The sequence below is a fragment of the Nocardia ninae NBRC 108245 genome, assembly GCF_007990755.1.
GTDB lineage: Bacteria > Actinomycetota > Actinomycetes > Mycobacteriales > Mycobacteriaceae > Nocardia > Nocardia ninae.
The window spans coordinates 1-20,499 of the sequence record NZ_BJXA01000055.1; the positions used below are offsets into that span (position 1 = coordinate 1).

A 20,499-nucleotide genomic window follows, 5' to 3' on the forward strand; every position below is an offset into this window, starting at 1 on the left:
CGTCTACCTGATCCGGTGTCGGTCAGGTTCCGGCAGTAAGTAGCCGATTCCTCACGGACGCGGGGGCAGCAATCCCAGCCCGATAAGCATCGCAATGATGCTGGCCGGAATCCCGATGACGTTGGCCGCTATTCCGGCCAGGACCGCTGCCGCGGTCAGCGCCGCAGAGCCGAGGGCGACAAGCGCTGGTCCGCCGCCCATCGCGGTCAGCGCCGCAGAGCCGATAAAAACAACCGCCGATCCGAGTTCTACCGAGCCCATTGGATGCGCCTTCCTGGAGCGGATAATGGGGCATTAGTTCTAGTTCCTGGTGTCCGTCAACAGCGAAATGATAGGGGCCTGCGCTCCCCGTGGCGCCGAATTTCTGCCTGTGTCGGCACGGGAGCTTCCCTGGCTGGCGATGTAAGGGCACATCGCGGATCGGAAAATGCCGGCGGTTTGTTACTTCACCGCTAGTCGCTCAGTGAACAAGAGAAGGTCTCTTAATAGACAGCCCAGTCGGATAGTCGCTATTTCAGGAGCTGGCGCTGGTCATATTTCGGAGGTAATCATGTTCCCGCCGAACTAGGCGTGTTTGTTGTTCGAGTACGCAAAAAATGCGTAATTGATCGGCGCAAGCCCCGCTCTCGCATCAGGAGGAGGGCGGGGCTTGCGGCTCGTTCGGATGCCATCCAGGCAGTGGCATGCCGGGTGGACTACACCTCGAGCTCTTCCTCGATGCTCTTGATGCGGTGGCGGGCCAGGGCGAGGTTCGCGCGGTTGCGGTCGAGGGCGAGGTAGAGGAACAGGCCCTTGGATTTGCGGCCGGTCATCGGGCGGATGAGGTGGTACTGGGCGGACAGCGTGATGAGGATGTCTTCGATGCCCTCGTTGAGGCCGAGCTGCTCGATGGTGCGCATTTTGGCGCGCACGACCTCGGTGTTGCCCGCCGCAGCGACCTGGAGGTCCAGTGCCTTGGAACTGCCGAGGGTGCCTAGCGCCATGCCGCTGTTGTAGTCGACGACGGCGGCGCCGATCGCACCGTCGATCACCATCATGTCCTTCAGTGACAGATCCAGGTTGGACATGTCTGTTCCTTTCATTCGGTTTTCGTTGCCTGGTCTTTTCCGTTGGCCGCCATGTGGTCGGCGATCGCCCGGGCCACCGGACGCGATTCCAGATGGAGCCTGCCGACGTTCACTTCGGGGCCGGCCAGCACGGTCAATGAGGTCCAGCCCGCCGCGTAGACGACCACGTGCCCCTCGGCGCCGTGCACCACGACCTCGTTGAACCCGCCGCCGTGTGCGGTCGTCGCCAGGCGGTAGGACAGCGACAGCTGCGCGGCGGCCAGCGCGGCCATGCCGCCGGGTTCGATGTACGCGGGTAGATCGTGCGCGACGAGCAGCCCGTCGCTGGAGGCCACCAGCGTGCCGGTCAGCCGCGGGACGCGTTCGCGTAGCGCTTTCAGTTCCGCCAGCACCGCCGCGTTCGGTTCGGGTCCGGACGTCGACACCTTGGTCAACCTTCCCATCAGTTCGCCGAGCAGTCTTTTCCGCGCGGTCACGCATCCTCCAAAGCCGCCCGCAGGCGAACGAGCATGCCGGGATCTACCGGCTCCCAACGGCCCTGAGCAGCAACGGGCCCGCTCGGTCGGGCCCGGCGGCGCCGGGGCGGTACGGCGTCGGCGCGCAGCGGGTTGACCATGGCCTCGGCGGGCAGCACCGGGACGGGCGGCTCGATCAGCCCGGCCGTAGTCAGTTCCCGCACCGCCACCAGACAGCCAAAGGTGGTGCGGCCGAGGTATTCGCCGATCCCGGTGACGCTGCGGCGGGTGTCCGCAGCGGCGAGCACCTCGGCCTGTCCTGCGGTGAGGACGACGCGTCGGCTGCCGCGGCGGACCGGCACGACCGGCGCGCGGTCGACCAGCCGTGCGGGCCACGGTGTGCCCGCCGGGTCGCTGCGGCGCACACATTCCTGGACCAGCACGTGTGGCGCGATACGGCAGACCGCGGTGAGCCAATGCGGTGGTGCGGACCGGAATTCGGGGACCGCGGGGGTGTCGAGCAGGAAGTAGGCGGCATCGAAAACCGAAAGCAGCGCCAAAGTTTCCAGTCGCGGCTGGGTCAGCACCCGCTCCGGATAGCCGCCCTCGGCGGCACGCCAGTCCTCGGTGGTAGCTATTCCTGCTTCCGATACCAGCCGGGCCAGCCCGCTCGTCCGCAAGCAATCGGCGGCGGTGACGGCTCCTTCGGCGAGATGAAAGGCGCCGTCGCCGACGAACAGCACGCCGGTACGTTTTTCGTTTTCCAGTCGTCGCAGTTCATCGGCGAGCTCACCGCTCATGACCCGGCCCCGGCGAATTCGGCGAGAATTCCGTGCAGCCGGAACCGTGCCATCGCCAAGTTGCCGGTGTCGTCGTCCAAGAGGACATGGACGAAAAGCCGGCCGTCGAAGTCTCCGTGCACCAGATTCAACAGGTGATAAACGTGGGTGCCGCAGACGATGATCTCAGTGAGGTTTTCATCGTGGTGGCCGTTCGTCAATGCGGGACAGTCGAGTACGGCGCGCACGACGTCGGTACTGGTGGCCGCGGCTTCGTGCTGATCGACGCCCTGGTGCAGTCCCGCGGTGGCGATCGCCAGACCGCTGGCGGCGTCCACCAGGGTCGCGCTGCGCGCGCCGGGAATGTCCATGATGCGTTCCAGACAGCCGTCAACACCGAGCACCGCGCCACCACTTGTCATATCAGGGGTTCAAGAAATCCAGACGCTACACACCGTCGATGTAGAACATGCGGTAAATGCCGCAAAATAGTGCTCCAAAATATCTCGAATAGGACCTTTTGGTATTCAATACCTCGCAGTATCCATTTTCTTTCAGTACTGAATACTGTGCAGTATTGAATACCTTGTGGTTTCTACCATTTCGACTTTCGCGGATCGCTGGTCGATGGGTGCGTGCGGGATCCGGCTCGGGAGTCCTGGCGGGGCGCCAGCATGACTCCGGGCGAGGCGGCCGCCCACTCGCACAATTACCGTCCGCATCGTAGTGGCGCACATCACGTCCACCTCGGCGTGCCGTTCGGCGAAACGCCGTGTCCTGTCTACATGCGATGCGCTGATCCTGCGCACACAGTTTCGAGGAGACGGGCTCTTGGATTCCGATTACTTCACCTATCTCCCGGCTGCGGTTGTCGACGCGGACGGAAGTGTGGTCGAGCAGTTGAACAACAGTGCGTTGCGCAGGCTGGCACAGACGGCGGCGGGCCTGTCCGTGGAGGCGCAGCACTATCTGGCGATGCTCGCGAATCGACTACGCGCGAGCGAAGGGTTGCACGCCCGCAACTACGCCGACGGTGAGATGTAGTGCGCGAAAGGGGATCCGGGGCGAGCGCTCAGCGCTCGGTGCTGCCGGGTTCTCCGTCGCGATGCTGGCGGGATAGCCGCCAGAGGAACTCCGGGTCGTCGTCCGGGCCGACGACACGCTTGCGCTGCGGTGGACGCGTAGGGCCGGCGGTCGGTCCGGCAGTCTTCTCGGGGCCGAACGCTTTCCAGCACAACACCGCGACTGCCACGACCGCGATGAGTGCCAACAGGTACGTCACGTCGCTCACCTCCTGGTTACGAGGGTAGTCCCGTGCGCAACCTGCGCACACCGCAGCCGTGAAATCAGTGTCACGGGTGGGCGCGGGCCCCGGCACGATGGGCCCGCGCGGCCCGCAGTCAGCGTGCGGTCGCCTCGGTGGTGAGCGACTTGAGCAGCTGCATTACCTCTGATTCGCGGAACCGGCGATGTCCGCCCGGTGTGCGCAACGATCCGAGACGCCCGGCATGGGCCCAGCGGGTGACCGTCTTTGGATCGACGTGGAACATGGCAGCAACCTGCCCTGGTGTCAGCAGGGTGTCCTGGCCGCCGACGGTGATCGCACTCATAGCAAACCTCTCCGTTCTCGACAGTTCCCTCATCAGATGGCGACATCGTTGCACTGAAACCCCTAGGTACTCGAACCACCTACTGTTGGTAAAGGGGAAGTAATAGACAAATCGGATACGCTCTACGACCTCGGCAACAGGTGTGCGCCGAGCGCGGGCAACAGCTTCGCATAGGCTGATCGACGTGAGTGACGCAACTCCACCTGATGGTGCTCCTGGACAGCAAACCGCTGGCGCGGGCCGTCGGCTCGCCCGCGATCTCGGTCTGTACACGGTGGCCAGGCTCGGCCTGGTCGTGCTGATCACCGTGCTGATCATGCTGGTGGCCCGGCTGGTGTCGGTGGACATCCCGCTGGTGGTCGCGGCGCTGTTTGCGCTGATCATCGCCATGCCGCTGTCGCTGACGCTGTTCAAGCGGCTGCGCACCCGGGTCAACGAGGACATCGCGGTGGTGGACGAACGCCGCAGGCACGACAAGGCCCAGTTGCGCGCCCGGCTGCGCGGCGAGGCGCCCGAGGACAATCAGGGGACATCGTGAAGTCCTGCGATCGCAGCACCCCGCGCGACTGGGTGGACAACGCGGTGCGGCTCATCGACGCCGACGCTCAGCGCAGCGCCGACACCCACCTGCTCCGGTATCCGCTGCCCGCCGCGTGGAATGTTCAGTTGTATCTGAAGGACGAATCCACCCATATCACCGGCAGTCTCAAGCATCGGCTCGCCAGATCCCTGTTCCTGTACGCGATCTGCAACGGCTGGGTCGGCGAGGGCACCACGGTGGTCGAGGCGACCTCGGGCTCCACCGCGGTCAGTGAGGCGTATTTCGCGAAGCTGCTCGGACTGGATTTCGTCGCGGTGATGCCCGCGAGCACCTCGCCGCAGAAGATCGCGCTGATCGAAGCGCAAGGCGGCCGTTGCCATTTCGTGCAACGCCCACCCGACATGTACACCGAGGCGGCCCGCCTCGCCGCCGAATGCAACGGCCACTTCATGGACCAGTTCACCCATGCCGAGCGCGCCACCGACTGGCGCGGCAACAACAACATCGCCGAATCCATTTTCCAGCAGATGGCGTTGGAGTCCCATCCGGTGCCGGAGTGGGTGGTGGTCGGTGCGGGCACCGGCGGCACCAGCGCCACCATCGGCCGCTACATCCGATACCGCAGGCACGCAACGAAATTGGCCGTCGTCGACCCGGAGAACTCCGCGTTCTACGGCGGCTACGAGACCGGCGACGCGGGCTACGAGACCGGAATGTCTTCGCGCATCGAGGGAATCGGACGGCCACGGGTCGAGCCGTCGTTCGTCGGCGAGGTGGTCGATCGGATGATCGAGGTGCCCGACGCGGGCTCCATCGCGGCGGCGCGGTACGCGAGCCGGGTGCTCGGGCGCCGGGTCGGCGGTTCCACCGGCACCAACCTGTGGGGCGTGTTCGGCATCATCGCCGAGATGCTGGCCGCGGGGCGCGGCGGCAGCGTCGTCACGCTGCTGTGCGACGGCGGAGACCGCTATGCCGGAACGTATTTCGATGACGCGTGGGTCGAGTCCCAGGGCCTGAGCCTCGCCGAACCGACCGCGATCCTGGACAAGTTCGCGGCCACCGGCGAATGGGCGGGCTGAGCGCTTCTCGTACGGTCGGGCCCAGGCTACTTAACGATCCATTGAAGGCCACCTTCACTCGGGAACGGCACCCGATCGAAGGTGGCCTTCGTGCTGTCCGCCCGCTCCTTCGCTGAACGCGAACGCGCAGCGCGTCAATTTTTGTTGACAACTACCCATGTCGTCAATCAAAATTGACGCCATGACAGAAGCAACCACTCTGGCGGCCGCCGCGGGCAGCCCCGACCCCGAAGTCGGGCTGCGGGCGGTGCTCGCCCTGCGGCGGCTGCTCGAACGCCTCGAGGCGATCCAGGTGGCCAACGCCCGCGAACAGGGCTGGTCCTGGCAGGCGATCGCGGAGGCGCTCGAGGTCAGCAAGCAGGCAGCCCACCAGAAACACAACCGGAAAGGCAGGAACCGCTGATGTTCGAACGGTTCACCAAGTCGGCGAAGATGGCCGTCGTGTCGGCCCAGGAGGACGCGCGCGAACTGCGCTCCTCCGCCATCGAGATCGAGCACGTGCTGCTCGGCCTGCTGTCGCAGGGCGAGGACGATCTGAAGGCGCTACTGGCCGACGTGGACATCACCCACGACAGCGTGATGAGCGCACTGGCCAAGCGCGGAAAGGGCGAACCGCTCGGCGCGGAGGACGCGGAGGCGTTGCGTTCGATCGGCATCGATCTCGACGCCGTGCGCGAGACACTGGCCGAGAACTTCGGTGAGGACGCCCTCGATCGCGCGGCACCGCAGGAGAAGCGCGGCCTGTTCGGTTGGGGTCGCGGCGGCGACTTCGGGCACATCCCGTTCACCCGGGACGCGAAAAAGGTGCTCGAACTGTCGCTGCGGGAAGCATTGGCGCGCAAGGACAAGACCATCGAATCCGGGCATCTGCTGCTCGCGATCCTGCGTGCCCCCAATCAGACGACCTTCGGCCTGCTCGGCGGCTCCGACCGGATCCACGAGTTGCGGCCGAAGGTGCTCGCGCTGCTCGATCGCGCAGCCTGAAGCGGCGGACGGGTGTACCGCGCGACGCGCTGAAGTCCGGCGTCGGCCGCGTCGGGCCGAGCGCAGGCCGGGCACTCGCCTTAGCATGAGCGCATGCAGCTTCTGATTCGGTTGGTCATCAACGCGGTAGCCATCTGGCTGGCCGCCGCCTGGGTCGACAAGATCGACATCATCAGTCCGGCGGAGAACGGCAACGGCGGCAAGATTCTCGTCCTGCTCGCCGTCGCCGTGGTGTTCACGGTGGTGAACGCGCTGGTCAAGCCGATCATCAAGCTGCTGTCGCTGCCGCTGGTGATCGTTACGCTCGGCCTGTTCCTGCTGGTGATCAACGCGCTCATGCTGTGGCTGACCGCGAAGATCACCGAGACCACCGACTACGGCCTGCGCGTCGACGGCCTCTGGGCGGCGATCATCGGCGGCCTGATCGTCTCGATCGTCAACTGGGTCCTGGGCATTCTCGTCCCGGACGGCGACTGATCACCCGAAGCTGATGGCCAGGGCGGTGAGTGCGGACCAGGCGAGCATCGCCAGGCCGGAATCGCGCAGCGCCGGAATGAGTTCCAGGCCACCCTTGCCGGACCGGACCGGGGCATTGGCGCGCACCGCGAGCGGAATGGCGAGCAGTCCGACCAGCGCGAACGGGGTGCGCGCCACCAGCAGCAGAGTGCCGAGGAACGGGACGGTCAGCAGGGCGAGCTGCAGCGTCCTGGTGCGCGGGTCGCCGAGCTTGACCGCGAGGGTGACCTTTCCGGATTGCGAGTCGGTCGGGATGTCGCGCAGGTTGTTCGCGACGAGCACCGCGCTGGAGAAGGCCCCGACCGAGACCGCGAGCACCGCACCGGCCCAGTCGATTTTCTCCGCTTGCACGAATTCGGTGCCGAGCACGCCGATCAAGCCGAAGAACACGAACACCGCGATCTCACCGAATCCGCTGTAGCCGTAGGGCTTGCTGCCGCCGGTGTAGAACCAGGCACCCGCCAGGCAGGCCACGCCGACGAGCAATAGCCACCAGGCCGTCGTGGCCGCGAGCACGAGGCCGACTACCGCGGCGATGCCGAGGCTCAGCATTGCCGCATTGCGCACCGCGGTGGGCGAGGCGAGCCGCTGCCCGACCAGGCGCACCGGGCCGACCCGTACGTCGTCGGTGCCGCGAATGCCGTCGGAGTAGTCGTTGGCGTAGTTGACGCCGATGATGAGGGCCAGCGAAACCAGCAGCGCGAGAATCGCTTTCCACCACACCGCGCCGTCGAGCGAGGCGGCGGCACCGGTGCCTGCCAGCACGGGGGCGATTGCGTTCGGCAGGGTGCGTGGACGCGCGCCCTCGATCCATTGCGCTGCAGTAGCCATTCCCGCAGCATAATGTCGCGGCCGGACACCGGCCGCTCAGAGCCCGCGCTCGGCCGGGTCCGGACCCGGCCGCCTGCGCTGTCGGCCGCTCAGCGCCCGTTGGCCTCGGCGACCGCTTTCAACCGGGCGAGGCCCTTCTCGAAGTCCTTGCCGACGATCCGGTCGGTCGGGATCACCTTCGACAGCACACGCATCAAGCCCCGCTGCTCGCCGGTCATCCGCCAGACCACCTCGGTGGCACCGGACTCGGTCGGGTTCAGCTCGAACATGACCTGGTTGGTGGCCTTCCACGGCTTCTCGAAGATCAGCCGGATCCCGATCTCGCGCTCGGCGCTCGCGATGATCTCCATGTTTCCGCTGCCGACCTTGCGGTCACCGATCCAGGCGTAGGTGGCGCCGACGCCGGCATCCGGCCCGGAATAGGTGCGCTGCAGCTGCGGATCGATGTCCTCCCACGGCGACCATTTGGTCCACTCGTGCAGGTTGTCGATCAGCCCGTGAATCCGCGACGGCTCGGCCGAGATCACGGCCTGCCGGACCACTTCGAACTCAGCCATGCGGACAGCGTAGGCGACCGACCACTGGAAATGGGGTGAAAAACCATGTCGGCTCGGTCAGCGCCGCTCGCATACGATGGCCGCGGGATGTTGTCGGATCAGAGCGGCCCGAACGGTCGCGGTCAACTGTGGCGGACGCCCGCAGGTGAACCGGTGGTGGTCGCCCTGCTGGGCGAGATCGCGCTGCGCCGAGACGGCGCGCTCACCGCGCTACCCGGTGCGCGTTCGCGCTTGCTGCTCGCCGCTTTGGCGTTGCGGCCCGGCCGTAGCCGCAGCGCCCAGTCCCTGATCGACGACGTGTGGGGCGAGCAGCCGCCGCGCGCGCCGATGAACGCACTGCACACTCAGGTGTCCCGGCTGCGCTCCGCACTGCCGGACGGTGCGCTGGAAATCGGGCCCGCCGGATACCGGTTGACCTTGCCCGCGGATCAGGTGGACCTGACGCGCGTCGCCGAACTCGGGCAGCAGGCTCGTGCCTGCCGGAACGCAGGCGACGACGCGGGCTGCCTCGAATTGATCGCGCAGGCACGTGCGCTGTGGCGTGGTGAACCCGGCGCCGATCTGCCGCCGGGCGAGGTCGCCGACGCCTTGGACGCCGCGGCGACGAGCAGGCTGGCCGAGCTGGATGCGCTCGAGCTGGCGGCCCGCGAGTCGATCGGCGACCTCGACGGCGCGTTGCGGATCGCCCGGCTCCGGGCCGAGGTCAACCCGGTGGACGAGCCGGCTCAGCTGGCGGTGATGCGGCTGCTCGCCGCGGCGGGCCGACCCAACGAGGCGCTGGAATCGTTTGCCGCCTTCCGAATTCGGCTGGTCGAGCATCTCGGTGCGGACCCAGGGCCTGCGCTCGTCGAGCTGAACACGTCGATTCTGCGCGGAGAACCATTGAGCCCCAACGGTTCTGCCGTCCGCGCCGGTAACGAGAGCTTGTTGCGGACGCCCAGCCCCACCACAGTTTCCGGCAACGGCAGTCCCGCACCACTCGACGCGAACACCGAGTTCGGTGTGCCCGCGGCGATCGGCCTGCGGGCGGCGCCCAACGCACTGCTCGGTCGCGAGGACGATCTGGCCGCGCTCGACACCCTGCTGCGCACGTCCAGGGTGACGACCGTGCTCGGCCCCGGCGGGTCGGGAAAGACGCGCATTGCCAACGAGGTCGGTGCCCGCGTCGCGGGCGCCCGCCGCGTGGTGCTGGTGGAACTGGCCTCGCTCCGGGCCGACGCCGCCGACGCCCCGGTCGAGATCGAGGCCGCGATCAGCGCCGTGCTCGGCCTGAGCGACCTGACGTACGGCACCACCAGCTTGATCAGCCGCATCGACGCCCGTAAGCGCCTGCACGAAGCCGTGTCCGCGCGCCCCATGCTGTTGATCCTGGACAACTGCGAGCATGTGATCGATGGCGTCGCGGTGGTGGTCGCCGACCTGATCGGTGCCGCGGATCGGCTGACTGTGCTGACCACCAGCCGGGCGCCGTTGATGATCACCGCCGAAACCGTCTACCCGCTACCGTCATTGACCATCGACCCCGCCGGGTCGCCCGCGACGGAGTTGTTCGCGGCGCGGGCCAGGTCGATCCGCCCTGGCGTGCGGCTCGACCCCGACGTGGTAGCGCAGCTGTGCCACACCCTCGACGGGCTGCCGTTGGCCATCGAACTTGCCGCCGCGCGGGTCCGGGCGATGAGTGTCGAGGAGATCAATCTCGGTCTGGCCGACCGGTTTTCGCTGCTTCGCCACGGCGATCGCAGTTCGCCGGAGCGTCACCGCACCCTGCACGCCGTGATCGACTGGAGCTGGAATCTGCTGGACGGGGCGCAGCAGGCTGCTCTGCGCCGATTGTGCCGATTCCCAGCAGGTTTCACCCTGTCCGCCGCTGAGATGGTCGCGGGCGGCCCCGAGATCGACGATGTCGCCGCGGCGGTGGACGGTTTGGTGAACCAGTCGCTGCTCACCGTGCTGGACGAGGACGCGCTCGGCACCCGCTACCGCATGCTGGAGACGGTTCGCGAATACGGCGAGGAGCAGCTTGCCGCTCAGCCGGGCGAAGCCGATCTGGTCACCACTCGAATGCTGGCGTGGGCCAGGGCATTCGCCGTGGACGTGGTGGGCAGCTACGCCACCGGTGACCAGGTGCGGCTCGCGCTGTCGGTGGCCACCGAGCTGGACAATCTGCTCGCGACGCTGCGCACCGCGATCGACAATCGGGACGCCGATACCGCCTACACCGTCTTCCCGGTCGTCGCAGGCTTGTGGATGCTGCGCGGTTCACACATGGAGGTGATCGCCTGGGCCAGGCGGATCGCCCCGCTCGAGCCGGACGCGACCAGCCCGAACGCGCCACCCGCCGATCTGGTGCTGATGAGTTATCAGACGATGGTCCTGCACTTCACCCACCTGCCCGGCGCGGTGCGCGAACTGGCCCGGATGCGTACCCGGGTGCGCCGAATGCACTGCGGTCGAACCGATCTCAGCCCCAGCGTCCGCTTCGTCAGCGGCCTCGTGCTGTGCAGGCCGGACGGTCGCGGCCTGGCCCGGTTGATCGCGCGGGCCGTTCGATCCCGGGATGCCGAAACCCGGGGCAGCGCATTGCTGCTGCGCGCGAACATCAAGGAGAACCTCGGCGACGTGCGCGGCTCGACGGTGGACGCGGTCCGCGCGCAGGACATCTTCGGGCCGGAGAACGTGTGGAACGCGGCCATGGTGAGCAGGCACCTCGGCCAGGTATACGGCCAGATCGCGGAGTACTCGAAAGCGGTTGTGCACTACCACCGTTCGCTCGACATGTTGCAACGCTTGGGCGCCTACGAGGACACCGTCGAGACCCGCAGCATGCTGGTCGCGGCGCTGTTGGGTGCGGGCGAACTGGCTGCTGCCGAGCACGAGCTCGACCTTGCTTTCGGCTCATCCGAAGTCGAGAACACCGTTCCGGCGAAGAATCATCTGCTCGCTGTCGTCCTGCACAGCGCCGCAGAGATGGCGCTCGGCAAGGGGGATATCGCGGAGGGGCTGCACCGTTACGACCGGGCCTTGGAGCTGTCCGGCTGGCCGGACATCGACGGCGGCCCGGGGCAGGGCCTGCTCATGCTCGCCGCTTCCGCCGTGGACGCCCGGGTGCTGTACGGCGCGGCCGACACGGCGCGGGAGTTGGTCGACCAACTGATCGAGCGGGGACTAGGGATGATGGTGCAGTACACCGATCTACCGCAGATCGGCGGCATCGCCTGCGCCGTCGGCTCGTATGCGATCACCACCGGCCAGGATCCGATTCGCGGGCTGGAATTGGTGGCCTTGGCGCCGAATGTGTACTGCCGCCAGGACTATCCGTCCATGCGCTGGTCGACACACGCCGAGCTGGCCGGTCGGCTGCTCGGTGCGGATCGGTTCGCGCAGGCGCGGGCCGAGGCGGTCGAGCTGCGCAGACAAGGGTCGGCTGAGCGAATCCTGCAGATACTGCGGGAGTTTCAGAACATGCGGTGACTCGCCGTTGGTGCATGTTCGAGGTACTGACCACACAACGCCGGGCGACCTTGTCACCCGGCGTTGTGCCCCTTCGGTTTTCGGCTGTCACGCCCGGCGCATGTACGCCTTCACGGCGAGCGGGGCGAAAATGGCGATCACCACCACCGAGCCGATCAGCGAATAGGCCAGGTTGGCGCCGTAGACGTTGCCGTTCATCAGGTCCTGGCACGCGTTCACCATGTAGTACACCGGATTCACGTGGTTCACGCCTTGCAACCAGCCGGGCATCGTGTGCACCGGTGCCAGCGCGCCGGACATGAACGTCAGCGGGAACATGATGATCATCGAAATGCCTTGCACGCTGGAGGCACTCTTGCCGGTGACACCCACCAGCGCCCAGATCCAGCTGACCGCGAACGAGCAGGCGATGATCACCAGCGCGGCGGCGAACACACCGGCGAAACCGCCGCCGGGCCGGTAGCCGAGGCACAGCCCGACCACAATGGTGAGCACCGTCGCGATGGTGTAGCGCACCATGTCGGCGATGAGCGCACCGGCCAATGCCGAAATGCGGGCGATCGGCAGGGACTTGAACCGATCGAAGACGCCCTTGTCCATGTCCTCACGCAACTGGGTGCCGGTGACGACCGACGTCAGGATCACCGTCTGCACCAGGATGCCCGGGATGAGGGTCGGCAGATAGTCGTGCACGCTGCCGCCGATCGCGCCACCGAAGATGTAGGCGAACAACGCGGTGAACAGGATCGGCTGCACCGTCACGTCGAACAGCTGTTCCGGGTTGTGCTTGATCTTCAGCAGGCCCCGGTAGGCCATCGTGAACGAGGTTTCGACGGTGCGGCGCAACGGGAGACGGTTGCTGACCGCTGGAATATTGACCGGCGCCGCGCGGCGCGTCGTGGTCGGTGCGGTGATGGTGGTCATGCCGCGCTCCGTTCGGAATCGTTGTCGGCGGCCGGGTGGCCGGTGATGGTGAGGAAGACCTCGTCGAGGCTCGGCTTGCTGACGGTGATCTCGTCGATGCCGATCTCCCGCTCGCGCAGGCGGATCAGCAGATCGGCGGTCACCCCGGCGTCGCGCAGCGGTGCGGTGAGGCGGCCGGCCTCGGGGGTGACCACGGCGTCCACGCCGAGGAATTCGCTGACGACGCGGCGGGCCGTCTCGAGGTGACCGCGGTCGACCAGGGTCAGGTGTAGCGAGGAGCCGCCGACCGAGGCCTTGAGTTCGTCGGCGGTGCCGTCGGCGATCACCCGGCCGTGGTCGATCACCGCGATGCGGTCGGCCAATTGGTCGGCCTCGTCGAGGTATTGGGTGGTCAGCAGCACCGTGGTGCCCCCGCGGACCAGCCTGCGGATGGTCTCCCACATCTGGGCGCGGGTGCGCGGGTCGAGTCCGGTGGTCGGCTCGTCGAGGAACAGCAGCGGCGGCGTCGCGATCAGGCTGGCGGCGAGATCGAGTCTGCGCCGCATGCCGCCGGAGAAGTTCTTCAGCGGCTTGGCCGCCGCCTCCACCAGGTCGAACTCCTCGAGCAGCTCGACCGTCTTGCGGCGAGCGTCGGTCCGGCCGAGGCCGAGCAGGCGGGAGAACAGGATCAGGTTCTCGGTGGCCGACAGGTCCTCGTCGACCGAGGCGTACTGCCCGGTGACGCCGACGAGGGAGCGCACGGCCGTCGGTTCGGCGACCACATCGTGGCCGAAGATGCGGGCGCTGCCGCCGTCGAGGCGAAGCAACGTGGCCAGCATCTTGATGGTCGTGGTCTTGCCCGCGCCGTTCGGTCCGAGCACGCCGTACACCGAGCCCTGCGGCACCGCCAGGCTCACCCCGTCGACGGCGCGCCGGTCCCCGAACACCTTGACCAGCTCGTCCGCCTCGACGGCGAGTGCTGAAGTGGGTGTGAAAGAAGTCATGAGGATGACTGTGCGGCCCCTCTCTTGCATGACCCTTGCATGGCAGTGACACACCTCTTGCATCAGATGCGTTTACGCGTAGCATCAGATGCATGCGGACGACAATAGACATCGACGCGGTCGTCTTGGAGCAGCTGCGGCGTCGGGCCAAACGGGAGGGGAAGACGTTGGGGCAATTGGTTTCCGAACTGCTCGCTCGTACGCTCGCGGAGGACGAACAGGTAGTCGCCGCCGATATCGCTTGGCCCAGCACGACTCTGGGCCTGCGGGTCGATATCGAGGACAAGCACGCGCTGTACGCGGCGCTGGACGTGGATGCTTGATGTCGCGCACCGTCGACACCAACGTCCTGATCTATGCCTCGGATGCCGGTTCGCCGGTGCACCGGCAGGCCGCCGCGCTCGTGCAAGATCTACTGCGCGGGCCGGAACTGACCACCCTGTTCTGGCCCGTCTTGCAGAGCTATCTGCGCATCGTCACGCACCCGACCATCTGCTCGTCGCCGCTACCAGTCGCGACGGCACAGCAGGCAGTCGAGGCGGTGCTGGCGTCGCCGTCGATCCGGGTGGTCGCCGAGGGCGAGAACTTCTGGCGCTGCTACCGCCACGTCGGTGGCGGCCGCGGCAATGAGGTGCCCGACGCGGTGATCGTCGCGCTCATGCTCGAGCACGGCGTATCGACGATCTATAGCCGGGACAGGGACTTTCGGAAGTACCCGGCCATCTCCGTCCGCGACCCGTTCGCGGACTGAGTCGGCCGGGTCAGCGCGACGAGTCGGCGAGCAGGTTCTCCCGGAGCATGGTGCGGTCCGGCTTACCAGGGCCGCGCATCGGGATCTCGTCCACCAGGGTGAGTTCGCGGGGAGCCGCGATGGAATCGAGTTCGGCCACGATGAATTCGCGCAGTTGCTCGAGAGTCGGCACAGCCCCGGGCGCGGGGACCACCACGACCGCGACCCGCTGGCCGAGGCGCTCGTCCGGCAGGCCGAGCACCACGCACTCGCGGATGGCGGGGTGGTTCATCAGCACGGCCTCGACGACCTGCGGGATCACCAGGAGACCGCCGGTCATGATCGCCTCGTCCAGTCGGCCGGTGATGCGCAGCCTGCCGTCGTCGAAGACGCCCGCGTCCTCGGTGCGGAACCAGCCGGGCTCGGCGAAGGCGGGATGGCCCGGCTGACCGCGGTAGCCGGAGGCGATCATCGATCCGCCGAGCAGCACCCGGCCGTCCTCGATGCGGACCTGCGTGCCGTCGAGCGGGATGCCGTCGTAGACGCAGCCACCGCAGGTCTCACTCATGCCGTAGGTGCGAACAACGTTGATACCGGCCGCTTTCGCGCGCTCGTACACCGGCGGCGGCGTGGCCGCACCGCCGACGAGAACACCGTCCAATTCGGCGAGCGCCGCCGCGGCGACGGGTGCGTCCAGCGCCTTGATCAGCTGGGTCGGCACCAGCGCGGTGTAGCGGCGATCGCCGCGCATGCTCGATACGGCACCAGCCAGCGCCTCGGGCAGGAAGCCGCCCGACACATCGAGAATGGTGGGCTGGGTGCCGGCCAGAATGCTGCGCAGCAGCACTTGTATGCCCGCGATGTGGTGCGTCGGCAGGGCGAGCAGCCAACTGCCCGGACCGCCGAGACGGTCGTGCGTAGCGGTGCCGCTGGCCCGCAGCGCGGCCGCGCTGAGCATCGCGCCCTTGGGCACCCCGGTGGTGCCGGAGGTGGTCACCACGAGCGCGACCTCGTCATCGATCGTCTCGCCGGGCGCGAGCGCGTCACTGAGCCGCCTGGCCTCGCGGCGGTCGCTGGTCGGGATCGGCAGCCACGCGGGACCGTTGCCCTCCAACGCTTCCCGCAGATGCGGCAGCACCTCGCCCGCACCGGAGCCGGTGGGCATCGGCAAAGTGCGAAGCGTACGACTCACGACTCCACCTCAACAGCGCCAAGACACCCGTTGGGCTTACTCACAACCCCACTGCGCTCGCTCACGTCAGCGATCGTGTCATGGCCGCGTCGCCGAACGCGGAACGGGTGGTCGGTTTGCGGGGGCGGCGCGAGACATGTGCGGCCGCCCCCAGGAAATGGGGCTCAGGTACGCCAGGCATCGAGACTGCGATTCACTCGTCGGACGGGTTACGCATGGTGGCCGGGCCGGACATCGGCGGTCGGGGGCCTTCCGAGCGCTATCGTCCTCGCCGTGGCGCACCTTGGCAACTCGGTCCGGCGGCCGAGCGGGCGTACAAATAAAATGTCAGTCCGCTGACCAGCGCGGATCCCGTCGGATCGGATGCGAAGGCGGGACCTCGACCAGCACGATCGGCACCCCGTCCGGGTCGCGAACCCACATTTCGATCAGCCCCCACGGCTCCTGCACGGGCGCCCGGTCGAGGGGGATGCCTTTCACCGCGAGTTCCGCGGCCGCATCCGCGACGTCGCGCACCTGCAGCCAGATCGCACCTCGGAAGGACGACGACTCACCGGATCCGCCGTGCGCGGCCACCTCGATCAGCGACTGCCCGGCGAAGAACACCGTGCCGCCCGGATACTCGCGCGCGATGGCCAGCCCGAGCCCGTCGCGATAGAAGTCGAGGGCCCGTTGGTAGTCGGCGGGCCGCAGAATGATGCGGCTGCTGAGAATGTCCATGTCAGAAGTACCAGGGGTAGGGGGTCCAGTCGGGCTTGCGCTTCTCCAGGAACGCGTCGCGGCCCTCGACGGCCTCGTCGGTCATGTAGGCCATGCGCGTCGCCTCACCGGCGAACAATTGCTGGCCGACCAGTCCGTCGTCGAGCAGGTTGAACGCGTACTTGAGCATGCGCTGCGCTTGCGGTGACTTGCCGTTGATGTCGGCGGTCCATTCCAGCGCAACATCTTCCAGCTCGGCGTGGTCGACCACCTTGTTCACCGCGCCCATCTGGTGCATCTCCTCGGCGGTGTACGGGCGGCCGAGGAAGAAGATCTCGCGGGCGAATTTCTGACCCACCATTTTCGCGAGATAGGCGCTGCCGTAACCGCCATCGAAGCTGCCGACGTCGGCGTCGGTCTGCTTGAAGCGGGCGTGCTCGCGGCTGGCCAGTGTGAGGTCGCAGACCACGTGCAGGCTGTGCCCGCCGCCCGCGGCCCAGCCGTTCACCAGCGCGATGACCACCTTCGGCATGAATCGGATCAGCCGCTGCACCTCGAGGATGTGCAACCGGCCCGCGCGCGCCTGGTCGACGGTGTCCGCGGTGTCGCCGCTGGCGTACTGGTAACCGTTGCGGCCGCGGATGCGCTGGTCGCCGCCGGAGCAGAAGGCCCAGCCGCCGTCCTTCTCGCTGGGGCCGTTGCCGGTGAGCAGGACCGCGCCGACGTCCGGGGTCATCCGCGCGTGGTCCAGTGCTCGATAGAGCTCGTCGACCGTATGCGGGCGAAACGCGTTGCGCACCTCCGGCCGGTTGAACGCGACACGGACCGTGCCCTGTTCGATATGCCGGTGGTAGGTGATGTCGGTCAGATTCTCGAACCCGGGGACGGGTCGCCACAACTTCGGAGTGAACGTCACCCCAGTGATTATTGCCCGCGGCGCGCAGGCGGCTTGTCCGGTGTCCGAAGTGTCCCGACTTGACGGTGTAAAACAACGGGTTACCGTGCAGGTATGAGTGAGCGAGTGAAACCGGTTATCGACCGCAGTGCGGTGGACGAGTCCCGGTACGAGAAGCACGGGGGATTTCCGAAGGTGTCCCGCGCGAAGTTCGGGCGCAACTTCGCCCCCTTCGTCGAGGCCATGCGCACCTTGCAGGATCTCGCGGTTTCCGTTGACGCACCCGACGAGGTCTTCGGTGACGCGCTCGCCCAGGCCGAACAGCTGATCGCGCTGCTGGATCCCTACCGCGCACCGGAATTGCAGGGCCCTGCGGGCCGCGCCGTCGAACTGCCCGGCCGCGGCAGTCTGCTGTTGCTGCCGTGGCGGGTGGTCGAGGCGGGTCCGGACGGCATCCGGATGACCGGTGAATTCCGCCGTTTCCACCTCGGCGGCAACGGCGCGGCGCACGGCGGCGTGCTGCCGCTGCTGTTCGACGATCTGCTCGGCATGATCGTGCACTACGCCGGGCGACCGATCAGTCGCACCGCGTATCTCCATGTCAATTACCGCAAGATCACCCCGCTGGAGACGCCGCTGACCGTGCGCGGGCGGGTCGATCGGATCGAGGACCGCAAGACCTTCATCACTGCGGAATTGCTCGATGAGCAGGGCAATGTGCTCGCCGACTGCGAGGGATTGATGGTCCAGCTACTGCCGTGGCAGCCGTGAGCGACCGTCCGGTCTGTATTTGCGGTGGCGCAGGCCACGTTTGGGACGAACCGTGTTAGCGGGTGAGTGCCGCGACCAGTTGCGCGGGGATGCGTATAGTTGCGCCTGCTCGTTCATCGAAACCTATTCCGGAGGACCTGAAAGTGGTTGCAGCACTGTCTGAATCCCTGCTCGACGACGCCAAGCGCCCGGCTTTCCTTGCCGATGCCGTCGAGGTTCTTGATGCCGAGGTCTCGGACAAGGGTGGTGCGTCCGGCCTGGCTGTGAAGGGTGGCTACGCGGCGGTCAAGAAGATCAGCCCGTCGATCGTGCCCGACGCCCTGGAGTCGTTGGCGCCCAAACTCGTTGCGCAGCTGGACCCGTTCTGGCAGGAATACACCGCTACGGGGTCCGGCACGTTCGGCGATCTGCTGGTCGCCAAGTCCGACGAGGTTGCCGAGGCCTTGCTCTCGGTCACCGACGCCCGCGCCGAAGCCTCCACCCGGCCCGCGCTGAAGAAGGTCTACTCGTCGATGCGTTCGTCGGCGAAGAAGAACGTCATCGAGGCGCTGCCGCGCGTCGGCGACCTGATTCAGAAGCACGCCAACTGAATCAAGACCGTGCACGACGAACGCGTCGCACATCGACCGGCCGCCCGCGGCCGTACTTTCCGATGTGCGGCGCGTTCTGCGTTTCGTGGGAGCGCAACACCCCCTCCCGGTGTGAGCAGGGCGACGAAGACGGGACGGCCACTGTCTGAGAGGCTGGAGAGGTGAACCCGTCTACAGCACAAGCGCAGGTCGTGGTGGACGAACTCGCGCGTGGGGGTGTGCGCGACGTCGTCCTGTGTCCCGGCTCGCGCAACGCGCCGCTGGCCTTCGCACTGCAGGCCGCCGACGCCGCCGGTCGGTTGCGGCTGCACATGCGCATCGACGAGCGGACAGCCGGGTTCCTCGCCATCGGTTTGTCGGTGGCCAGCCGCCTGCCGGTGCCCGTCGTGATGACCTCCGGGACCGCGGTGGCCAATCTCGGCCCGGCCGTGCTGGAGGCCAATTACGCGCGCATTCCGCTGGTGGTGCTCAGCGCCAACCGGCCCTACGAGATGCTCGGTTCCGGCGCCAATCAGACCGTGGAGCAGCTCGGGCTGTTCGGTAGCCAGGTCCGCGCCACCATCAGTCTCGGCCTCGCCGAGGAAGAGGCCGAGACGGCCGACTGCGTGGCGTACGGCCACCAGAACAGCCAGTGGCGCTCGGCCGTCTGCCGGGTGCTCGCGGCGGCGCGCGGCACCCGCTCCGGCAATGCGGGCCCGGTGCACTTCGACATCCCGCTGCGAGAACCGCTGGTGCCCAATCTGGCCCCGGGCGAGACGGCGCCGGGCGGCCGCGCGGACGACCAGGCGTGGACCAAAACCCAGTACGCCACGCTCGATGTGCCGCTCGATCTCGATCTCACCCCCGACACCGTCGTCATCTCCGGGCACGGCGCCGGGCTGCGGCCCGAACTCGCCGACCTGCCGACGGTCGCGGAACCCACCGCCCCGATGCACGGCCCCGCGCTGCATCCGCTCGCGCTGCCGCTGCTGAAGCCGCGCCAAGCCATCATCACCGGACGGCCGACGCTGCATCGTCAGGTGTCCAAAGTCCTTGCCGACCCGGCGGTTCGGGTCTACGCGCTGACCACCGGCCCGCGCTGGCCCGATGTCTCCGGCAATGTGCTCGGCACCGGCACCAGAGCGGTCACCACCGGCGCACCGCGCCCGGAGTGGCTGGCCTACTGCCGCGAACTCGACGCGAAGGCCAATCAGGTGGTGCGCGAGGAACTCGACCGGCATCCCAAGCCGACCGGCCTACATGTGGCCGCCGTGGTGATGAACGCGCTGCGCGACGGCGACCAGCTGCTGCTCGGCGCCTCCAATCCGGTGCGCGACGCCGCGCTGGTCTCGCACCCGCGCCCGGGCATCCGGGTGCTGTCCAACCGCGGTGTCGCGGGCATCGACGGCACCGTGTCCACCGCGGTCGGTGCGGCGCTGCGGCACGAGGGCCGCACCGTGGCGCTGATCGGCGACCTGACCTTCCTGCACGACGCCGCCGGCCTGCTGATCGGTCCCGGCGAGCCACGGCCCGCCGATCTGACCATCGTGGTGGCCAACGACGACGGCGGCGGCATCTTCGAACTGCTCGAGCAGGGCGACCCGCAGTACGCGGGCGTATTCGAGCGCGTCTTCGGCACCCCGCACGGGATGGATCTCGCCGCGCTGTGTGCGGCCTATCGCATCCCGCACCGGCAGGTCGATCCCGAGCAGCTGGCCGTCGAACTGGCGGGCAACGCACACGGCACCCGGGTGCTGGAGGTGGCTACCGAGCGTTCCAGCCTGCGCGAGCTGCACGCGACGGTGCGCGCCAAGATCGGCCCCTGAGCCGAACCGCTCGGGCCACT

Annotated in this window: 26 protein-coding genes; 12 read left to right on the forward strand and 14 right to left on the reverse strand. The window is 67.5% G+C overall.

All coding sequences use genetic code 11. From position 1 onward, the window contains the following. Positions 1 to 51: 51 nt before the first annotated feature. The 5 genes from NN4_RS30390 to NN4_RS30410 all read right to left on the reverse strand — a co-directional run bounded on the left by NN4_RS30390 (position 52) and on the right by NN4_RS30410 (position 2,723). Positions 52 to 261, reverse strand: coding sequence for a hypothetical protein (locus NN4_RS30390; RefSeq protein WP_147138731.1), 210 nt, complete (start codon positions 259 to 261; stop codon positions 52 to 54). 434 nt (positions 262 to 695) lie between these two features. Beyond that, on the reverse strand, positions 696 to 1,067 hold the full coding sequence (locus NN4_RS30395; protein WP_135233620.1) for a hypothetical protein: 372 nt from the start codon (positions 1,065 to 1,067) through the stop codon (positions 696 to 698). Positions 1,068 to 1,078: 11 nt separating this feature from the next. Next, complete coding sequence (locus NN4_RS30400; protein ID WP_246181170.1) at positions 1,079 to 1,543, reverse strand: roadblock/LC7 domain-containing protein; 465 nt, start codon at positions 1,541 to 1,543, stop codon at positions 1,079 to 1,081. After that, complete coding sequence (locus NN4_RS30405; RefSeq protein WP_147138733.1) at positions 1,540 to 2,322, reverse strand: hypothetical protein; 783 nt, start codon at positions 2,320 to 2,322, stop codon at positions 1,540 to 1,542. The genes NN4_RS30400 and NN4_RS30405 overlap by 4 nt, the downstream gene beginning before the upstream one ends. Beyond that, a complete protein-coding gene (locus tag NN4_RS30410; protein ID WP_246181171.1) occupies positions 2,319 to 2,723 on the reverse strand; it encodes a hypothetical protein in 405 nt (134 codons plus the stop codon). Before NN4_RS30410 ends, NN4_RS30405 begins: the two co-directional genes overlap by 4 nt. A gap of 409 nt (positions 2,724 to 3,132) precedes the next feature. Here NN4_RS30410 and NN4_RS30415 point away from each other — a divergent pair, with 409 nt between their 5' ends. Next, positions 3,133 to 3,345, forward strand: a complete 213-nt coding sequence (locus NN4_RS30415; RefSeq protein WP_107659535.1) for a hypothetical protein — start codon at positions 3,133 to 3,135, stop codon at positions 3,343 to 3,345. A gap of 28 nt (positions 3,346 to 3,373) precedes the next feature. Here NN4_RS30415 and NN4_RS30420 read toward each other — a convergent pair whose 3' ends face one another. Further along, positions 3,374 to 3,583 (reverse strand): hypothetical protein, encoded by a 210-nt coding sequence (locus NN4_RS30420; RefSeq protein ID WP_107660982.1) that lies wholly within the window; start codon positions 3,581 to 3,583, stop codon positions 3,374 to 3,376. Positions 3,584 to 3,701: 118 nt separating this feature from the next. Continuing rightward, on the reverse strand, positions 3,702 to 3,911 hold the full coding sequence (locus NN4_RS30425; protein WP_040739417.1) for a BldC family transcriptional regulator: 210 nt from the start codon (positions 3,909 to 3,911) through the stop codon (positions 3,702 to 3,704). 184 nt (positions 3,912 to 4,095) lie between these two features. Between NN4_RS30425 and NN4_RS30430 the strand changes: the two genes are divergently transcribed. The 5 genes from NN4_RS30430 to NN4_RS30450 all read left to right on the forward strand — a co-directional run bounded on the left by NN4_RS30430 (position 4,096) and on the right by NN4_RS30450 (position 6,992). Continuing rightward, positions 4,096 to 4,449 (forward strand): DUF4229 domain-containing protein, encoded by a 354-nt coding sequence (locus NN4_RS30430; RefSeq protein WP_107659534.1) that lies wholly within the window; start codon positions 4,096 to 4,098, stop codon positions 4,447 to 4,449. Next, positions 4,446 to 5,531 carry an L-cysteine desulfhydrase Cds1 gene (cds1, locus tag NN4_RS30435; RefSeq protein WP_135233617.1) on the forward strand — a complete coding sequence of 362 codons (1,086 nt, stop codon included), beginning with the start codon at positions 4,446 to 4,448 and terminating at the stop codon, positions 5,529 to 5,531. The genes NN4_RS30430 and cds1 overlap by 4 nt, the downstream gene beginning before the upstream one ends. 181 nt (positions 5,532 to 5,712) lie before the next feature. Then, complete coding sequence (locus NN4_RS30440) at positions 5,713 to 5,934, forward strand: helix-turn-helix domain-containing protein (RefSeq protein WP_135233616.1); 222 nt, start codon at positions 5,713 to 5,715, stop codon at positions 5,932 to 5,934. Then, on the forward strand, positions 5,934 to 6,515 hold the full coding sequence (locus NN4_RS30445; RefSeq protein ID WP_147138735.1) for a Clp protease N-terminal domain-containing protein: 582 nt from the start codon (positions 5,934 to 5,936) through the stop codon (positions 6,513 to 6,515). Before NN4_RS30440 ends, NN4_RS30445 begins: the two co-directional genes overlap by 1 nt. A 93-nt stretch (positions 6,516 to 6,608) precedes the next feature. Next, a complete protein-coding gene (locus NN4_RS30450) occupies positions 6,609 to 6,992 on the forward strand; it encodes a phage holin family protein (protein ID WP_147138736.1) in 384 nt (127 codons plus the stop codon). Here NN4_RS30450 and NN4_RS30455 read toward each other — a convergent pair whose 3' ends face one another. Then, a complete protein-coding gene (locus NN4_RS30455) occupies positions 6,993 to 7,862 on the reverse strand; it encodes a 1,4-dihydroxy-2-naphthoate polyprenyltransferase (protein WP_147138738.1) in 870 nt (289 codons plus the stop codon). Positions 7,863 to 7,951: 89 nt separating this feature from the next. Continuing rightward, positions 7,952 to 8,419: an SRPBCC family protein gene (locus NN4_RS30460; protein ID WP_147138741.1), complete on the reverse strand. Its 468-nt coding sequence runs from the start codon at positions 8,417 to 8,419 to the stop codon at positions 7,952 to 7,954. Between the two features lie 87 nt (positions 8,420 to 8,506). Here NN4_RS30460 and NN4_RS30465 point away from each other — a divergent pair, with 87 nt between their 5' ends. After that, positions 8,507 to 11,890: an AfsR/SARP family transcriptional regulator gene (locus NN4_RS30465; RefSeq protein ID WP_147138743.1), complete on the forward strand. Its 3,384-nt coding sequence runs from the start codon at positions 8,507 to 8,509 to the stop codon at positions 11,888 to 11,890. Between the two features lie 87 nt (positions 11,891 to 11,977). On the opposite strand, the gene NN4_RS30470 is transcribed toward NN4_RS30465, so the two are convergent. After that, positions 11,978 to 12,814 (reverse strand): ABC transporter permease, encoded by an 837-nt coding sequence (locus NN4_RS30470; protein WP_147138746.1) that lies wholly within the window; start codon positions 12,812 to 12,814, stop codon positions 11,978 to 11,980. Then, on the reverse strand, positions 12,811 to 13,797 hold the full coding sequence (locus NN4_RS30475; protein ID WP_147138748.1) for an ATP-binding cassette domain-containing protein: 987 nt from the start codon (positions 13,795 to 13,797) through the stop codon (positions 12,811 to 12,813). Before NN4_RS30475 ends, NN4_RS30470 begins: the two co-directional genes overlap by 4 nt. A gap of 92 nt (positions 13,798 to 13,889) precedes the next feature. Between NN4_RS30475 and NN4_RS30480 the strand changes: the two genes are divergently transcribed. Together NN4_RS30480 and NN4_RS30485 are read left to right on the forward strand one after the other, a co-directional pair. Next, entirely contained in the window at positions 13,890 to 14,120 is a 231-nt protein-coding gene (locus NN4_RS30480; RefSeq protein WP_147138750.1) for an antitoxin, read from the forward strand. Next, positions 14,120 to 14,548: a TA system VapC family ribonuclease toxin gene (locus NN4_RS30485; protein WP_147138752.1), complete on the forward strand. Its 429-nt coding sequence runs from the start codon at positions 14,120 to 14,122 to the stop codon at positions 14,546 to 14,548. The genes NN4_RS30480 and NN4_RS30485 overlap by 1 nt, the downstream gene beginning before the upstream one ends. A 10-nt stretch (positions 14,549 to 14,558) precedes the next feature. Here the strand turns inward: NN4_RS30485 and menE are convergent, their stop codons facing one another. From menE to NN4_RS30500, 3 genes are all read right to left on the reverse strand, one after another. Continuing rightward, positions 14,559 to 15,692, reverse strand: coding sequence for an o-succinylbenzoate--CoA ligase (menE, locus tag NN4_RS30490; protein ID WP_147138809.1), 1,134 nt, complete (start codon positions 15,690 to 15,692; stop codon positions 14,559 to 14,561). A gap of 354 nt (positions 15,693 to 16,046) precedes the next feature. Beyond that, positions 16,047 to 16,439, reverse strand: coding sequence for a VOC family protein (locus NN4_RS30495; RefSeq protein ID WP_147138754.1), 393 nt, complete (start codon positions 16,437 to 16,439; stop codon positions 16,047 to 16,049). Between the two features lies 1 nt (position 16,440). Further along, the gene (locus NN4_RS30500; protein WP_147138756.1) at positions 16,441 to 17,334 is read right to left on the reverse strand and encodes a 1,4-dihydroxy-2-naphthoyl-CoA synthase; all 894 of its coding nucleotides are present in this window, start codon (positions 17,332 to 17,334) and stop codon (positions 16,441 to 16,443) included. A gap of 93 nt (positions 17,335 to 17,427) precedes the next feature. Here NN4_RS30500 and NN4_RS30505 point away from each other — a divergent pair, with 93 nt between their 5' ends. The 3 genes from NN4_RS30505 (at position 17,428) to menD (ending at position 20,479) form a co-directional block, all read left to right on the forward strand. Next, on the forward strand, positions 17,428 to 18,084 hold the full coding sequence (locus NN4_RS30505) for a PaaI family thioesterase (RefSeq protein WP_147138758.1): 657 nt from the start codon (positions 17,428 to 17,430) through the stop codon (positions 18,082 to 18,084). A 143-nt stretch (positions 18,085 to 18,227) separates the two neighbouring features. Continuing rightward, the gene (locus NN4_RS30510) at positions 18,228 to 18,674 is read left to right on the forward strand and encodes a DUF6918 family protein (protein WP_107659520.1); all 447 of its coding nucleotides are present in this window, start codon (positions 18,228 to 18,230) and stop codon (positions 18,672 to 18,674) included. A 161-nt stretch (positions 18,675 to 18,835) separates the two neighbouring features. After that, positions 18,836 to 20,479, forward strand: a complete 1,644-nt coding sequence (gene menD / locus NN4_RS30515; RefSeq protein ID WP_135233604.1) for a 2-succinyl-5-enolpyruvyl-6-hydroxy-3-cyclohexene-1-carboxylic-acid synthase — start codon at positions 18,836 to 18,838, stop codon at positions 20,477 to 20,479. Positions 20,480 to 20,499: the final 20 nt, after the last annotated feature.

Coding starts and splice junctions, on each gene's coding strand:
- NN4_RS30460 (WP_147138741.1), bottom strand. CDS start 8,419: ATGGCTGAGTTCGAAGTGGTCCGGCAGGCCGTGATCTCGGCCGAGCCG.
- NN4_RS30485 (WP_147138752.1), top strand. CDS start 14,120: ATGTCGCGCACCGTCGACACCAACGTCCTGATCTATGCCTCGGATGCC.
- NN4_RS30505 (WP_147138758.1), top strand. CDS start 17,428: ATGAGTGAGCGAGTGAAACCGGTTATCGACCGCAGTGCGGTGGACGAG.
- NN4_RS30445 (WP_147138735.1), top strand. CDS start 5,934: ATGTTCGAACGGTTCACCAAGTCGGCGAAGATGGCCGTCGTGTCGGCC.
- NN4_RS30450 (WP_147138736.1), top strand. CDS start 6,609: ATGCAGCTTCTGATTCGGTTGGTCATCAACGCGGTAGCCATCTGGCTG.
- NN4_RS30410 (WP_246181171.1), bottom strand. CDS start 2,723: ATGACAAGTGGTGGCGCGGTGCTCGGTGTTGACGGCTGTCTGGAACGC.
- NN4_RS30425 (WP_040739417.1), bottom strand. CDS start 3,911: ATGAGTGCGATCACCGTCGGCGGCCAGGACACCCTGCTGACACCAGGG.
- NN4_RS30465 (WP_147138743.1), top strand. CDS start 8,507: ATGTTGTCGGATCAGAGCGGCCCGAACGGTCGCGGTCAACTGTGGCGG.
- NN4_RS30440 (WP_135233616.1), top strand. CDS start 5,713: ATGACAGAAGCAACCACTCTGGCGGCCGCCGCGGGCAGCCCCGACCCC.
- NN4_RS30470 (WP_147138746.1), bottom strand. CDS start 12,814: ATGACCACCATCACCGCACCGACCACGACGCGCCGCGCGGCGCCGGTC.
- NN4_RS30475 (WP_147138748.1), bottom strand. CDS start 13,797: ATGACTTCTTTCACACCCACTTCAGCACTCGCCGTCGAGGCGGACGAG.
- NN4_RS30480 (WP_147138750.1), top strand. CDS start 13,890: ATGCGGACGACAATAGACATCGACGCGGTCGTCTTGGAGCAGCTGCGG.
- NN4_RS30495 (WP_147138754.1), bottom strand. CDS start 16,439: ATGGACATTCTCAGCAGCCGCATCATTCTGCGGCCCGCCGACTACCAA.
- NN4_RS30405 (WP_147138733.1), bottom strand. CDS start 2,322: ATGAGCGGTGAGCTCGCCGATGAACTGCGACGACTGGAAAACGAAAAA.
- NN4_RS30390 (WP_147138731.1), bottom strand. CDS start 261: ATGGGCTCGGTAGAACTCGGATCGGCGGTTGTTTTTATCGGCTCTGCG.
- menE (WP_147138809.1), bottom strand. CDS start 15,692: ATGCCCACCGGCTCCGGTGCGGGCGAGGTGCTGCCGCATCTGCGGGAA.
- NN4_RS30395 (WP_135233620.1), bottom strand. CDS start 1,067: ATGTCCAACCTGGATCTGTCACTGAAGGACATGATGGTGATCGACGGT.
- NN4_RS30455 (WP_147138738.1), bottom strand. CDS start 7,862: ATGGCTACTGCAGCGCAATGGATCGAGGGCGCGCGTCCACGCACCCTG.